This window comes from Streptomyces humi, assembly GCF_001005085.2.
Taxonomy (GTDB): Bacteria; Actinomycetota; Actinomycetes; order Streptomycetales; family Streptomycetaceae; genus Streptomyces; species Streptomyces humi.
The window spans coordinates 187,256-201,585 of record NZ_LBMU02000027.1; the positions used below are offsets into that span (position 1 = coordinate 187,256).

Consider the following 14,330-nt stretch of genomic DNA (forward strand, 5'->3'; position numbering starts at 1 on the left):
CTCAGCTCAGGGACTTCAGGGCCGCCGCGTCGTACGGCTTCAGGGCGGCCGTGTCGCCGGCCAGCACCTTCGACGCCCACTCGGGGTCCTGGAGGAGGGCACGGCCGACGGCGACCATGTCGTACTCCTCGCGCTCCAGGCGGTCGAGGAGGTCGTCGATGCCCTTGACCGGGGAACCCTCGCCCTGGAAGCCCTTGATGAAGTCGCCGTCGAGGCCGACCGAGCCGACGGTGATGGTCGGCCTGCCGGTGAGCTTCTTGGTCCAGCCGGCCAGGTTCAGGTCGGAGCCGTCGAACTCGGGGAGCCAGTAGCGGCGGGTGGAGGCGTGGAAGGCGTCGACACCGGCGGCGGCCAGCGGCGTGAGGATCGCCTCCAGCTCCTCGGGGGTCTCGGCGAGGCGGGCGTCGTAGTTGTCGGACTTCCACTGCGAGAAGCGGAAGACGACGGGGAACTCGGCGGAGACCGAGGCGCGGACCGCGGCGACGATCTCGGCGGCGAACTTCGTACGGGCGACCGGGTCGCCGCCGTACGCGTCGGAACGGCGGTTGGTGCCCGCCCACAGGAACTGGTCCAGCAGGTAGCCGTGAGCGCCGTGCAGCTCGACGCCGTCGAAGCCGATGCGCTCGGCGTCGGCCGCGGCCGTGGCGAACGCGGCGATCACGTCGTCCAGGTCCTGCCGGGTCATCTCCTTGCCCTCGCCCTCGGTGCCGTCCAGGCGGATGCCGGAGGGGCCGACGGCGGGCGCGTCCGCGAACGGCGGCTGGCCCTGCTTGCGGACCATGCCGATGTGCCACAGCTGCGGGACGATCGTGCCGCCGGCCGCGTGCACGCCCTCGGCGACCCTGGCCCAGCCCGCGAGCTGCTCCTCGCCGTGGAACCGCGGGACGCGGCTGCTCTGCCCGGCCGAGTCGTGGCCGACGTACGTCCCCTCGGTGACGATCAGACCGACACCGGCGGCGGCCCGGCGGGAGTAGTACGAGACCACGTCCTCGCCGGGGACGCCGCCGGGGCTGAACTGGCGGGTCATCGGCGCCATCACGATCCGGTTGGGGACCGTCAGCCCGTTCAGGGCGATGGGACGGGAGAGGATCTCGGCCGCGCGGGAGGCGGGGGGCGTGGTGACGGTCACGTGGGGGGCTCCTCGTGAGTAGGTCGGGTACCGGGGGTGGGGGTACCCGAGTCCATAGACCAGACGGTATGTGCACACGCATCGAGTGCACGTCTGTGCACAACGGTCTGCCCGGACGCGCGCATTCCCGCTCCCGCACCCGAGCCGTGTGACCCCCGCCACGAAGCGCCGCTCTTATCGGATGGCCGCAGCGCCCCCCGCCCTGCGAGCATCTGCGGATGCTGACACTCGCCGACGATCTCGGCCATCTCTCCTACGACGTCGCCGGTGACGGGCCGCCCGTCGTGCTCGTGCACGCCGGTGTCGCGGACCACCGCATGTGGGACGCGGTCGCGCCGGTCCTCGCGGCACGGCACGCGGTCGTCCGGTACGACCTGCGCGGCTTCGGCGAGTCCGCGCCCCCGAGCGGGCCGTTCCGCGAGACCGACGACCTGCGCCGGCTCCTGGACCACCTGGGTCTCGGGCGGGTCCGGCTGGTGGGCGCGTCCTGGGGCGGCCGGGTGGCCGTGGACTTCACCCTCACCCACCCGGACCGGGTGCACTCCCTGGCGCTGCTCGCGCCGCCCTGGCCGGGATACGACTGGTCCGCCGAGATGATCGCCTACGACGGGGCCGAGACGGCGGCCCTGGCCGCCGGCGACCTGGACACCGCGGTCCAGGTGAACCTGGACATGTGGCTGCGCGGACCGGCCCGCGCATGGTCCGACGTCGCCGCCGGACTGGCCGACGGACTCCGCGGCCCGCTGCGGACCTCGCTGGTGAACCAGGACGTCGTGGGCGGGCACTCCCAGGGTCCCGCGTCCGGTGACATCGCCGCCGTCTCCGTCCCCACCCTGGTGGGGGTCGGGGGGCTCGACGTCGCCGACTTCCAGGACATCGCCCGCCGGTACGCCGCCGGGATCCCGGGCGCCACCCTGGTCGAGTTCCCCGCCGCCGCGCACCTCATAGCACTGGACGCCCCCGCCGAACTCGTCACGGCACTGGAGCCGTTCCTGGCCCGCTGAGCGGACCGCGCCCGGGTACGGCGAAGGGCGGCACTCCCTGTCCGACAGGGGGTGCCGCCCTCGGTACCGCTGGGGAACCGCCGAGCCGTCAGGCTCAGAAGTCCATGTCACCGCCCGGCATGCCGCCCGGAGCGGCCGCGGCGGCCTTCTCCGGCTTGTCGGCGATGACGGCCTCGGTGGTGAGGAACAGCGCGGCGATGGAGGCCGCGTTCTGAAGAGCGGAGCGCGTCACCTTCGCCGGGTCGATGATGCCCTCGGCGACCAGGTCGACGTACTCGCCGGTCGCGGCGTTCAGGCCGTGACCCGGGGTGAGGTTGCGGACCTTCTCCACCACGACGCCGCCCTCGAGGCCGGCGTTGACGGCGATCTGCTTCAGCGGGGCCTCGAGCGCGAGCTTCACGGCCTGCGCGCCGGTCGCCTCGTCACCCTCCAGCTCCAGCTTCTCGAAGACCTGGGAGGCCTGGAGCAGGGCCACGCCACCACCGGCGACGATGCCCTCCTCGACGGCCGCCTTGGCGTTGCGCACGGCGTCCTCGATGCGGTGCTTGCGCTCCTTGAGCTCGACCTCGGTCGCGGCACCGGCCTTGATGACGGCGACGCCACCGGCGAGCTTGGCCAGGCGCTCCTGGAGCTTCTCGCGGTCGTAGTCCGAGTCGGACTGCTCGATCTCGGCGCGGATCTGGTTGACCCGGCCCTGGACCTGCTCGGTGGAGCCGGCACCGTCGACGATGGTGGTCTCGTCCTTGGTGATGACGACCTTGCGGGCGCGGCCCAGCAGGTCGAGGGTCGTGTTCTCGAGCTTGAGACCGACCTCCTCGGAGATGACCTCGCCGCCGGTGAGGATGGCGATGTCGTTCAGCATCGCCTTGCGGCGGTCGCCGAAGCCCGGGGCCTTGACGGCGACGGACTTGAAGGTGCCGCGGATCTTGTTGACGACCAGGGTCGACAGGGCCTCGCCCTCGACGTCCTCGGCGATGATCAGCAGCGGCTTGCCCGACTGCATGACCTTCTCCAGGAGCGGGAGCAGGTCCTTGACGGAGCCGATCTTCGAGTTGGCGATCAGGATGTACGGGTCGTCGAGGGACGCCTCCATACGCTCCATGTCGGTGGCGAAGTACGCCGAGATGTAGCCCTTGTCGAAGCGCATACCCTCGGTGAGCTCCAGCTCCAGACCGAAGGTCTGGGACTCCTCGACGGTGATGACGCCTTCCTTGCCGACCTTGTCCATGGCCTCGGCGATGAGCTCGCCGATCTGGGTGTCGGCGGCGGAGATGGAGGCCGTGGAGGCGATCTGCTCCTTGGTCTCGACATCCTTGGCCTGCTCGAGCAGGGCACCGGAGACGGCCTCGACGGCCTTCTCGATACCGCGCTTGAGGGCCATCGGGTTGGCGCCGGCGGCTACGTTGCGCAGACCCTCCTTGACCAGGGCCTGGGCGAGCACGGTCGCGGTGGTCGTACCGTCACCGGCGACGTCGTCCGTCTTCTTGGCGACTTCCTTGACCAGCTCGGCGCCGATCTTCTCGTACGGGTCCTCGAGCTCGATCTCCTTGGCGATGGAGACACCATCGTTGGTGATCGTGGGGGCGCCCCACTTCTTCTCGAGGACGACGTTGCGGCCCTTGGGGCCGAGCGTCACCTTGACGGCGTCCGCGAGCTGGTTCATGCCGCGCTCGAGGCCGCGCCGCGCCTCCTCGTCGAACGCGATGATCTTGGCCATGTGAAGTGGTCCCTCCAGGACTGGGGGTGAGTCTTCGAGGACCGCGCCCGCGCCCGCGACGGACGGCTCGCCGACCCGTGGGTTCCTTGCCCCACCCGGCCTGCGGGCCTCACCGACCCGGTCCTTCTTTGTCACTCTCACCTTCAGAGTGCTAACGCCAATGATTAGCACTCGCCCATGCCGAGTGCAAGCGCCTCCCGGGGATCGGCCACCGGGAGTCAGGCCCGCCAGGGGCGCGGCCCCCGCCCCGCAGCGGGGCCGCCCCCGGGCATGCCGAAGGGCTCGTGCCCCGGGAGGCACGAGCCCTTCGAAGAAGTACAGAAGAACGTCGCTGTCAGTCGGCGCGTGCTTCAGCTGGTCGCCAAGCGGACCATGTCCGCCTGCGGCCCCTTCTGGCCCTGCGAGATCTCGAAATCGACTCGCTGACCCTCTTCCAGGGTGCGGTACCCGTCCATCTGGATCGCGCTGTAGTGGACGAAAACATCCGCACCACCGTCGACCGCGATGAAGCCGTACCCCTTCTCCGCGTTGAACCACTTGACGGTGCCCTGAGCCATGCCTAACTCCCCTATTACTGGCCCTTGCACAGATCCACACTTCGCGGATCCGGGTCAGACCTCACCCCCCATTGGTTGGGGGCGTGCGCCGGAACGCGTCGACCGCGGCTGAATGTATCTGTCCAACTGCCGTCTGCAACAGGTCAATCGGACGAGAATTCTGGGCGGGAAGGGTCCGGAATGTAGCGAGAATTCGGCCGAATTCAGGGCAAGTCGGGCCACATAAAAGCCGCAAAAGCCGCATATAACCCACACACTTTGGCTACTTCTTGGCGGGCTCGCGGTATCGAATAACAGGGCCCGTGACCCGGAGATCGGGACCGTGTTCCCCAACTGTACCGCGCTCAACCACACAGAATTGCCCCCTCCGCTTCTCTCGCGGAGGGGGCAATCCGATGAACAATCGGTGATGGCTGTTACCGAAGGTAATGTTCGGTCATTCGGCCATCACGTCAGGGTGATCGACGGTTCAGCCGCCGGCGACGGCCGGGATGATGGAGACACCGGCGCCGTCCGGGGTGGCCGTCTCCAGGCCCTGCTCGAACCGCACGTCGTCGTCATTGACGTACACGTTGACGAAGCGGCGCAGCTTGCCCTGGTCGTCGAGGACGCGGGCGGCGATCCCGGTGTGGTTGTTCTCCAGGTCGGCGATGACCTCGCCGAGGTTCGCGCCCTCGGCGACGACCTCGGCCCTGCCGCCGGTGTAGGTACGCAGGATGGTGGGGATGCGAACGGTGACGCTCACGCTTGAACCTCCGGTAGCTGTGGCACCCCGTCAGGGGCGCTGGGGGTACCCCCGGCCGAAGGCTGGGGGAGGAACTGCGCGACCAGCCCCCACCGGCCCGCAGAGTGACGACTGCCTACTGGGCGAGCCCAGCCTCACGGAACGCATCGAGAGTGGGCCGAATGGTCGCGGTCAGCCCGGTCCCCGCGACAGCGTCCAGTGTCTTCAGTCCGTCACCCGTGTTGAGCACGACGACCGACTTCGACGGGTCGATGAGCCCGCTCTCGATGAGCTTCCTGGTGACTCCGACGGTCACCCCGCCGGCGGTCTCCGCGAAGATGCCCTCGGTCCGCGCGAGCAGCTTGATCGCGTCGACGATCTGCTCGTCGTCGACGTCCTCCACCGCGCCGCCGGTGCGCCGGGCGATGTCGAGGACGTACGGCCCGTCGGCCGGGTTGCCGATCGCCAGCGACTTGGCGATGGTGTCCGGCTTCTGCGGCCGGACCACGTCGTGACCCGCCTTGTACGCGGTCGACACCGGCGAGCAGCCCTCGGCCTGCGCACCGAAGATCTTGTACGGCCTGTCCTCGACGAGCCCGAGCTTGATCAGCTCCTGGAGCCCCTTGTCGATCTTCGTGAGCTGCGAGCCGGAGGCGATCGGGACCACCAGCTGGTCGGGGAGCCGCCAGCCCAGCTGCTCGCAGATCTCGTACGCGAGCGTCTTGGAGCCCTCGGCGTAGTAGGGCCGCAGGTTGACGTTGACGAAGCCCCAGCCCTCGCCGGCCGGGTCGCCGATCAGCTCGGAACAGAAACGGTTCACGTCGTCGTAGTTGCCCTCGATGCCGACGAGCTCGCCGCCGTAGATCGCGGCCATCACGACCTTGCCCTGCTCCAGGTCGTGCGGGATGAACACGCAGGAACGGAAGCCGGCCCGGGCGGCGGCGGCACCCACCGCGCCGGCCAGGTTGCCGGTGGAGGAGCAGGAGAGCGTGGTGTAGCCGAAGGCGCGGGCGGCCTCGACGGCCTGGGCGACGACCCGGTCCTTGAAGGAGTGCGTCGGGTTGCCGGAGTCGTCCTTCACGTACAGCCCGCCGGTGACCCCCAGCTCCCCGGCCAGGTTGTCGGCCTGCACCAGCTTGGTCCAGCCGGGGTTGATGTTGGGCTTGGTCGTCACGTCCGCCGGGACGGGCAGCAGCGGCGCGTAGCGCCAGATGTTCGCGGGTCCCGCCTCGATCCGCTTCCGCAGCTCCTCGGCGTCGTAGGCCGAGAAGTCGTACGCGATCTCGAGCGGGCCGAAACACTCCTCGCAGGCGAAGACCGGGCCGAGCGGCACCCGGTGGCCGCACTCGCGGCAGGACAGCGCCGTGGCGGGGCCGAGGTCTACGGTCTTCGGGGAATCGGTTGCAACAGTCTGCGCAGCCATGTGAGGCGAGGCCCTTTCTCCTCATCTTCCTCACGACGCATCTCGCCGTGAGACGGATTTGGCACCTTCCCTAGCCGGGAGCCTCACCACGACGACGTGGAAAGACCGACTGGAGGGTTGCCGGGGCTTCATCGGGCCGTTTCCCTCTGCCCCTCTGGATGAGCGGTATTCAGTTGTCCGTTCAACGACCTTGGACATGCGATGGTCATCGGCGTTGTTCAAGACTGTAACCGAAGGCCAGGACAGTTGAGATAGTCGTCCGTACCGCGAGACACACGTAAGGAGCCGCTGACTGTGCTGGAAGAAGTCGAGCGCTGGCTGGCCACCCGCTCCTGGTCCGTGAACGACCGCCCGCTGCACCGGATACTCGCCGCCAAGCAGCGCACCGGTCAGTCCGTCTCCGTCGTGCTGCCCGCGCTCGACGAGGAGGAGACGGTCGGTGACATCGTCGCCGTCATCCGCCACGACCTGATGCGGCAGACGCCGCTCGTCGACGAGATCGTGGTCGTCGACTCGGGTTCCACCGACCGCACGGCGGAGGTGGCCGCGGCGGCGGGCGCGCGGGTCGTCCACCGTGACTCGGTCCTGCCGCGCATCCCCGCGGTCCCCGGCAAGGGCGAGGTCCTCTGGCGCTCCCTCCTGGTCACCACCGGGGACATCGTCTGCTTCGTCGACGCGGACCTCAGGGACTTCTCCTCCGACTTCGTCACCGGGATCGTCGGCCCGCTGCTGACCGACCCCGGCGTGGACCTGGTCAAGGCGATGTACGACCGCCCGCTGGCCGGCGCGGCCGGGCAGGGCGGCCGGGTCACCGAACTGATGGCCCGCCCGCTGCTGAACATGCACTGGCCGCAGCTGGCCGGGTTCGTGCAGCCGCTCGGCGGCGAGTACGCGGCCCGCCGCAGCCTGCTGGAACAGCTTCCCTTCCCGGTCGGCTACGGCGTGGAGCTGGGCATGCTGGTGGACGCCCTGCACCTGGTCGGCCTGGACGCCCTCGCCCAGGTGGACGTGGGGGTCCGCAAGCACCGCCACCAGGACGGCCAGGCACTCGGCCGGATGTCCGCCGCGATCTACCGCACGGCCCAGCTGCGACTGGCCCGCGGCCACCTGGTCCGTCCGGCCCTGACCCAGTTCGAACGGGGGGAGAACGGCTTCGAACCGCGCACGTACTCCGTGGACACGGAGGAGCGGCCGCCGATGGTGGAGATCGCGGAGTACGCCGAGCGCCGGGTGGCGTGACCTCGTATACCTTCCGGGCATCGGGCACAGCCGTACGTTTGAGCGTTTACGGGCCGGGCTAGGTTCAGGCGTATGGCTTCTCCCTTGGCTTCCACCGGCGGTGCCGAAGTGCTGGTCGCGTCGAACCGCGGCCCGGTTTCGTACGAGGTCCGCGCCGCCGACCCGGCCGGCGCGCTGCACGTCAAACGCGGCGGCGGCGGGCTGGTCTCCGGGCTGTCGGCGATCGGGCCGGACGCGAACGCGGTGTGGGTGTGCGCCGCGCTGGGCGACGGCGACCGCGAGGCGGTCCGCCGGGCCGCGGGCGGCCGGCTGCCGGCTGCGGACACCGGGGGCCAGCAGGTCCGGATGCTCGACATCGACGCGGACGTGTTCTCGGACGCGTACAACGGCGTCGCCAACTCGGTGCTGTGGTTCGTCCACCACATGCTCTACCAGACCCCGCTGGAGCCCGTCTTCGACGCGGAGTTCCGGCGCCGGTGGGCGTCGTACCAGGCCTACAACCGCGCGTTCGCCGAGGCGCTGGCCGAGGAGGCGGGCGAGGGGGCGGTGGTGGTCGTCCAGGACTACCACCTGGCGCTCGCGCCCCGGATGCTGCGCCGGCTCCGTCCGGACCTGCGGATCGGCCACTTCTCCCACACCCCCTGGGCGCCGCCGGACTACTTCCGGCTGCTGCCCGACGACATCGCGGCGGAGCTGCTGAGCGGGATCCTCGGCGCCGACCACGCGGCGTTCCTGACGCGGCGCTGGGCGGACGCGTTCGTCGACTGCTGTCACGCGGTGCTGGGCCCGGGGATCCCCTCCTCCTCGGACACCCGGATCGGGGTGCACGGACTGGGGGCCGACGCGGACTTCCTGCGCAAGCGGGCGCACGAACCCGACGTGGACGAGCGGATGCGGGCGCTGCGCGAGGAGATCGGCGGCGCGGACCGCAGGACCATCGTGCGCGTCGACCGGACCGAGCTGTCGAAGAACATCGTGCGGGGGCTGCTGGCCTACCGGCAGCTGCTCGACGACCACCCCGAGTGGCGGGAGCGGGTGGTGCATGTCGCGTTCGCGTACCCCTCGCGGCAGGACCTCGCCGTGTACCGGGACTACACGGCCGAGGTGCAGCGGGTCGCCGACGAGATCAACTCGGCGTACGGCACGGCGGGTTGGACGCCGGTGGTGCTGCACGTCAAGGACGACTTCGCCCGGTCGCTCGCGGCGTACCGGCTGGCCGACGTGGCGCTGGTGAACCCGATCCGGGACGGCATGAACCTGGTCGCGAAGGAGATCCCGGTGGTGTCGGACGAGGGGTGCGCGCTGGTGCTCTCGCGGGAGGCGGGGGCGTACGAGGAGCTGGGCGAGGACGCGGTGGTGGTGAACCCGTACGACATCGGGGGGACGGCGGAGGCGTTGGCGCGGGCGCTGGCCATGCCGGCGGGGGAACGGGCGGAGCGCTGCAAGCGGTTGGCCGCGGCGGCGACCGCGTTGCCGCCCGCGGCCTGGTTCCTCGAGCAGTTGGGGGCGTTGGGCGGGTAGTTCGTCGGCCGCGGGACGGGTGGGGGCTGGTCGCGCAGTTCCTCCCCCAGCCTCCGGCCGGGGGTATCCCCAGCGCCCCTCAACGGGCGCTGATCCTTAGAGGGTGAGCAGTTCCGCCAAGTTGTTCAGGAGGCGTACTACTTCCTCCGGGCCGTTGACCACCAGGTCGGCTCGGTCGGCGAGGTCGGTGACCTCCTCGCTGCCGCTGCACACCAGGAGGCCCGGGACGCCCTCCTCCCGGAGTTTCTCCACCGCGGCGAAGGCCGGGATGTCGCCCAGGTCGTCGCCCGCGTAGAGGACCGCGCCCGCGCCGATCTCCCTCGCGAACTCGCGGAGCGCCACGCCCTTGTCCATGCCCGGGGGGCGGAGTTCCAGGACCAGGCGGCCCGGTTCGACGATCAGGCCGTGCCGGGTGGCCAGGTCGGTCAGCGGGGCGCGGAGGGCGTCGAAGGCGGCCTGGGGGTCGTCGGCCCGGCGGGTGTGGACGGCCACCGCGAAGCCCTTCTCCTCGATCCAGGTGCCGTGCGCGGCGCCGACGCGGTCGAGGAGGGCGGGGAGTTCGGCGCGGACGGCCGCGATACCGGGGTGCGGCGGCGGTGCGGTGAGCCGGCCGGTGGCCGCGTCCCAGCGTTCGGCGCCGTAGTGACCGAGGACGACCAGGTGCTCCAGACCGGGGACGTCGGCGAACCCGCCGTGGCGGACGGCCACCTCGGCCGGGCGGCCGGTGATCACGGCGACGGCGGCCACCCGGGGCGCGAGGGCGGCGAGGGCCGGTACGGCGTCCGGGTGGGCCCGCGCCTGCTCGGGGTCGGCGACGATCGGCGCGAGCGTCCCGTCGAAGTCGAGCCCGACGAGGGCGGAGCGCGGCCGTGCGAGGAGAGCGGCGAGCCCGTCCCGCCCGGCTGGGGTGCGTGGCGTCGGGAGGGGTTCCGTGGCGTGGGGGTCCGTGCTGTGGTTGCCCATACGGCTGACAGTATCCGAGCGCTCTCGGTTCAAGCGCCCGGATGGGCGGGCGCCCGGCCCCCACCGGCCCGCGGATCCCCACGCCCTCGACCCGCCTGTCACCGCTCCCCGCGCCGCGCCTCCCGCACCCTCCGCAGCCGGTTCACCGTCACCGGGTCGTGGGCCAGCGCCCGCTCGTCGTCCAGCAGCGCGTTGAGGAGCTGGTAGTAGCGCACGGGCGCCAGGTCAAGCTCCTCCCGTATCGCCCGTTCCTTCGCGCCGGGGCTCGGAAAGCCCCGGCGTTCCAGAGCGAGGATCGTCAGCTCGCGCGCGCCCAGTTCTTGCCGGTCCATGCCGAGAACCGTAATACGCGTTCAGCCGGTCGCCGCCGCCGTACGGCTGTCCGCGAGGGCGGCCTCGGCCTGGATCGCCGTGAGCACGCTGGTCGGGTTGCCGGACGGGCTGACGGCCGTACCGATCTGCTTCTTGAGGTCGGCGCTGACGGCCGCCCAGGACGTCTTGCCCGCCGGGTACAGCTGGGACGTCGGCAGCTCCTCCAGGAAGGGGCGCAGCTGCTTGTCCTCGGCCCGGCCGGAGTCGGTCATCGTCTGGGACGCGGAGGTGGTGACGGGCAGCAGGCCGTACTCACGGGAGAAGTCGAGGACGTTCTTCTCGCTGTAGACGTAGTTCAGGAAGTCGCCGACCTGCTCGGCGTGGCCGTTCTGCTTGAACGCCGCCATCCAGTCGGTGACTCCCATGGACGCGGTGCTGGTGCTCTGGCCGCCGCGGGCCGGCATCGGGACCGCGCCGAACTTCACGCCCTTCTTCTCGGCCTGCTTGATCAGCGTGGGGTGCCCGTTGAGCATGCCGACCTGGCCGTCGGCGAACGCGGCGAACGCGGTGGCGCGGTTCAGCTTGCCGGGGGCGGTCGGGCCGGTCAGGCCCTTGCCGACCAGGTCGTCCTTGAGCCAGGTGAGGGTGTCGACGTTCTGCGAGGAGTCGATCGTGTAGGTGCCGGTGTCGTCGGTGTAGCCGCTGCCGCCGCTGAGCAGCCACTGCATGGTCTCCGCCTGCGCCTCCTCGGGGCCGAGCGGCAGCGCGTACGGGTACTTCACGCCGTGCGCCTTGAGCGCCTCGGCGTCGGCCGCCAGCTCCGTCCAGGTGCTGGGCGGGGTGATGCCGGCGTCGGCGAAGAGGGTCTTGTTGTAGAAGAGGACGCGCGTGGACGCGGCGAACGGTATGCCGTACTGCGCGTGGTTCCACTGGCCGGCCTCGGCGAGCTGGGACGGGAAGTCGGCCTGCACGGGGATGGAGAGCAGGTCGCCGGCCTCGTACAGCTTGCCGGCCGCCGCGTAGTCGGCGTAGGAGCCGATCTGCGCCAGGTCGGGGGCCTTGTCGGCGGCGACCATGTCCTTGACCTTGCGGTCGACGTCGTTCCACGAGTAGACGGTGACGTCGATCTTCACTCCGGAGTGCTGGGCCTCGTACGCCCTGGCCAGCTTGTCCCAGTACTTCTGGGAGCTGTTGGCGGCGGAGTCCCCGTAGTCTGCGGCGACGAGTCTGAGGGTGACGTCGGAGGATCCGGTCGTCCCACAGCCACCGAGGACCGCCGTCATGCCCAGGGTGGACACCACCGCGATCATTCCTGCCTTACGCCGCCGCACCCGCACTACCCCGATCTGACTGTGTCGCCGTTCAACATGTGGACACATAAGGTCTACACCACGCAAGTGGACTAGACCTCTTGAGGGTCCACGGGCCACACTGTTCCCGTGAGACATGTCATCGCCCTGGACGTGGGCGGCACCGGAATGAAGGCCGCGCTCGTCGGCCCGGACGGCGAGCTGCTCCACCAGGACCGCCGGGCGACCGGCCGCGACCGCGGCCCCGACGCCGTCGTGTCCGCCATCCTCGACTTCGCCGCCGACCTGCGGGCCCACGGCGAACAGCAGCTCGGTGAACCGGCGGCCGCGGCCGGCGTGGCGGTGCCCGGCATCGTCGACGAACGGGCCGGCACCGCGGTCTACGCGGCCAACCTCGGCTGGCGGGACGTCCCGCTGCGCGCGCTCCTCGCCGACCGCCTCGGCGTCCCGGTCGCCCTCGGCCACGACGTCCGCACCGGCGGTCTCGCCGAGGGCAGGCTCGGCGCGGGCCGGGGAGCGGACCGCTTCTTCTTCGTGGCGCTCGGCACCGGCATCGCGGGCGGCTTCGGCCTGGACGGCCGGGTGGAGTCGGGCGCGCACGGCTTCGCGGGCGAGATCGGCCACATCGTCGTACGGCCGCAGGGCGCGCCGTGTCCGTGCGGGCAGCGCGGCTGCCTGGAGCGGTACGCGTCGGCGGCGGCGGTGAGCGAGGCGTGGGCGCAGGCCTGCGGCGACCCGGACGCGGACGCCGCGGACTGCGCGAAGGCCGTCACGTCCGGCGACCCGAACGCCGTACGGGTGTGGGGCGGGGCGGTGGACGCCCTGGCCGACGGCCTGGTCACGGCCCTCACCCTGCTGGACCCACGCGTCCTGATCGTCGGCGGCGGCCTGGCGGAGGCGGGAGACGTGCTCTTCGAGCCCCTGCGGGAGGCGGTGGGACGCCGGGTCACCTTCCAGAAGCTCCCGGCCGTCGTCCCGGCCGAGTTGGGAGACACGGCGGGCTGCCTGGGGGCGGGCCTGCTGGCACAGGACCTGTTGACCACGACGACTGCGGAGGTAACCCCCTGATGGCTGCAAACGAGCGTGAGGAGAGCGCTCCCCATGCGGGGCGCTGGGGGTCCCCCCGGCCGAAGGCTGGGGGAGGAACTGCGCGACCAGCCCCCACGCACCCGCAGCCGGGGTCGAGCGGCCTGATCCTCTCCGGTGCCCGCACAGTCCTTCCCACCGGAGTGGTCGACAAGGGCCAGGTGAACGTCAACGGCACGCACATCACCGCCGACCCCTCACCGAACGCCCAGCGCATCGACCTCACCGGCCACTGGCTGCTGCCCGGCTTCGTGGACATCCACAACCACGGCGGCGGCGGCGCCTCCTTCAGCTCGGGCACCGCCGAACAGATCCTCACCGGCGTCCGCACCCACCGCCTGCACGGCACCACCACCCTGGTGGCCTCCACCGTCACCGACGACATGGACGTCCTCGCCCGGCAGGCCGGCCTCCTCTCCGAACTCGCCGAGCAGGGGGAGATCGCCGGGATCCACTTCGAGGGCCCGTTCATCTCCCCGTGCCGCAAGGGCGCCCACTCCGAGGCGCTGCTGCGCGACCCGGACCCGGCGGAGGTCCGCAAGCTGGTCGACGCGGCGCGCGGGCACGCGAGGATGGTCACGCTGGCCACCGAACTGCCGGGCGGCATCGAGTCGGTACGGCTCCTCGCCGAGCACGGCGTGATCGCGGCCGTCGGCCACACCGACGCGACCTACGAGCAGACGGCCGAGGCGATCGACGCGGGTGCCACGGTCGCCACCCACCTCTTCAACGCGATGCCGACGCTGGGCCACCGCGCTCCCGGCCCGATCGCCGCCCTCCTGGAGGACGAGCGGGTCACGGTCGAGCTCATCAACGACGGCACGCATCTGCATCCGGCGGCGCTTCAGCTGGCGTTCCATCACGCGGGCCCGGACCGGGTGGCGTTCATCACGGACGCCATGGACGCGGCGGGCGGCGGTGACGGCCGCTATCTGCTGGGCCCGCTGGAGGTCGAGGTCACGGACGGCGTCGCCCGGCTGGTGGAGGGCGGTTCGATCGCGGGCTCGACGCTGACCCTGGACCGCGCGCTCCGGCGGGCGGTCACCGTCGACCGGCTCCCCGTCGAACACGCCGTCGCCGCGCTGTCCGCCAACCCGGCCCGGCTGCTGGGCCTCTACGACCGCGTCGGCTCCCTGGAGCCCGGCAAGGACGCCGATCTCCTCGTCCTGGACGCGGAGTTCACGCTGAAGGGCGTGATGCGACAGGGCACGTGGCTGGTCACACCCGAACTTCCCTGATCATGACCGTGGTTCGAGAGACGGCGACCTAGGCCTGGTCGCCGTCTCTTTGGCATGATCAGGGCTCCGGACGAACGCCACGGTCGCACCCGCGAGGGAGGTCTCCC

Annotated in this window: 13 protein-coding genes and 1 riboswitch; of the genes, 5 read left to right on the forward strand and 8 right to left on the reverse strand. The window is 71.1% G+C overall.

Annotated features, from left to right (window positions below; genetic code table 11):
* Position 1 precedes the first annotated feature (1 nt).
* Positions 2-1,129 carry an NADH:flavin oxidoreductase gene (locus AAW13_RS13020; RefSeq protein ID WP_046730946.1) on the reverse strand — a complete coding sequence of 376 codons (1,128 nt, stop codon included), beginning with the start codon at positions 1,127-1,129 and terminating at the stop codon, positions 2-4.
* A 218-nt stretch (positions 1,130-1,347) separates the two neighbouring features.
* Here AAW13_RS13020 and AAW13_RS13025 point away from each other — a divergent pair, with 218 nt between their 5' ends.
* Positions 1,348-2,133 (forward strand): alpha/beta fold hydrolase, encoded by a 786-nt coding sequence (locus AAW13_RS13025; protein ID WP_046730947.1) that lies wholly within the window; start codon positions 1,348-1,350, stop codon positions 2,131-2,133.
* Between the two features lie 94 nt (positions 2,134-2,227).
* Here the strand turns inward: AAW13_RS13025 and groL are convergent, their stop codons facing one another.
* From groL to thrC, 4 genes are all read right to left on the reverse strand, one after another.
* Positions 2,228-3,850, reverse strand: coding sequence for a chaperonin GroEL (gene groL, locus AAW13_RS13030; protein WP_046730948.1), 1,623 nt, complete (start codon positions 3,848-3,850; stop codon positions 2,228-2,230).
* 350 nt (positions 3,851-4,200) lie between these two features.
* On the reverse strand, positions 4,201-4,407 hold the full coding sequence (locus tag AAW13_RS13035; RefSeq protein ID WP_019057200.1) for a cold-shock protein: 207 nt from the start codon (positions 4,405-4,407) through the stop codon (positions 4,201-4,203).
* A gap of 469 nt (positions 4,408-4,876) precedes the next feature.
* Positions 4,877-5,152 carry a MoaD/ThiS family protein gene (locus tag AAW13_RS13040; protein ID WP_046730949.1) on the reverse strand — a complete coding sequence of 92 codons (276 nt, stop codon included), beginning with the start codon at positions 5,150-5,152 and terminating at the stop codon, positions 4,877-4,879.
* Positions 5,153-5,267: 115 nt separating this feature from the next.
* Positions 5,268-6,554, reverse strand: a complete 1,287-nt coding sequence (thrC, locus tag AAW13_RS13045) for a threonine synthase (protein WP_046730950.1) — start codon at positions 6,552-6,554, stop codon at positions 5,268-5,270.
* A gap of 18 nt (positions 6,555-6,572) precedes the next feature.
* Positions 6,573-6,719: riboswitch (SAM riboswitch) on the reverse strand.
* 129 nt (positions 6,720-6,848) lie between these two features.
* On the opposite strand from thrC, the gene AAW13_RS13050 reads away from it, so the two are divergent.
* Together AAW13_RS13050 and AAW13_RS13055 are read left to right on the forward strand one after the other, a co-directional pair.
* Positions 6,849-7,793: a glucosyl-3-phosphoglycerate synthase gene (locus tag AAW13_RS13050; RefSeq protein ID WP_046730951.1), complete on the forward strand. Its 945-nt coding sequence runs from the start codon at positions 6,849-6,851 to the stop codon at positions 7,791-7,793.
* A 72-nt stretch (positions 7,794-7,865) separates the two neighbouring features.
* Entirely contained in the window at positions 7,866-9,314 is a 1,449-nt protein-coding gene (locus tag AAW13_RS13055) for an alpha,alpha-trehalose-phosphate synthase (UDP-forming) (protein ID WP_107483309.1), read from the forward strand.
* A gap of 96 nt (positions 9,315-9,410) precedes the next feature.
* On the opposite strand, the gene otsB is transcribed toward AAW13_RS13055, so the two are convergent.
* From otsB to AAW13_RS13070, 3 genes are all read right to left on the reverse strand, one after another.
* Positions 9,411-10,277 carry a trehalose-phosphatase gene (gene otsB / locus AAW13_RS13060; protein ID WP_046730953.1) on the reverse strand — a complete coding sequence of 289 codons (867 nt, stop codon included), beginning with the start codon at positions 10,275-10,277 and terminating at the stop codon, positions 9,411-9,413.
* A gap of 98 nt (positions 10,278-10,375) precedes the next feature.
* Positions 10,376-10,609 (reverse strand): DUF3263 domain-containing protein, encoded by a 234-nt coding sequence (locus tag AAW13_RS13065; protein WP_046730954.1) that lies wholly within the window; start codon positions 10,607-10,609, stop codon positions 10,376-10,378.
* 21 nt (positions 10,610-10,630) lie between these two features.
* A complete protein-coding gene (locus tag AAW13_RS13070; protein WP_206306204.1) occupies positions 10,631-11,899 on the reverse strand; it encodes an ABC transporter substrate-binding protein in 1,269 nt (422 codons plus the stop codon).
* A 129-nt stretch (positions 11,900-12,028) separates the two neighbouring features.
* Between AAW13_RS13070 and AAW13_RS13075 the strand changes: the two genes are divergently transcribed.
* Together AAW13_RS13075 and nagA are read left to right on the forward strand one after the other, a co-directional pair.
* Complete coding sequence (locus AAW13_RS13075) at positions 12,029-12,967, forward strand: ROK family protein (protein ID WP_071659527.1); 939 nt, start codon at positions 12,029-12,031, stop codon at positions 12,965-12,967.
* Between the two features lie 125 nt (positions 12,968-13,092).
* On the forward strand, positions 13,093-14,223 hold the full coding sequence (gene nagA / locus AAW13_RS13080; RefSeq protein WP_046731003.1) for an N-acetylglucosamine-6-phosphate deacetylase: 1,131 nt from the start codon (positions 13,093-13,095) through the stop codon (positions 14,221-14,223).
* Positions 14,224-14,330: the final 107 nt, after the last annotated feature.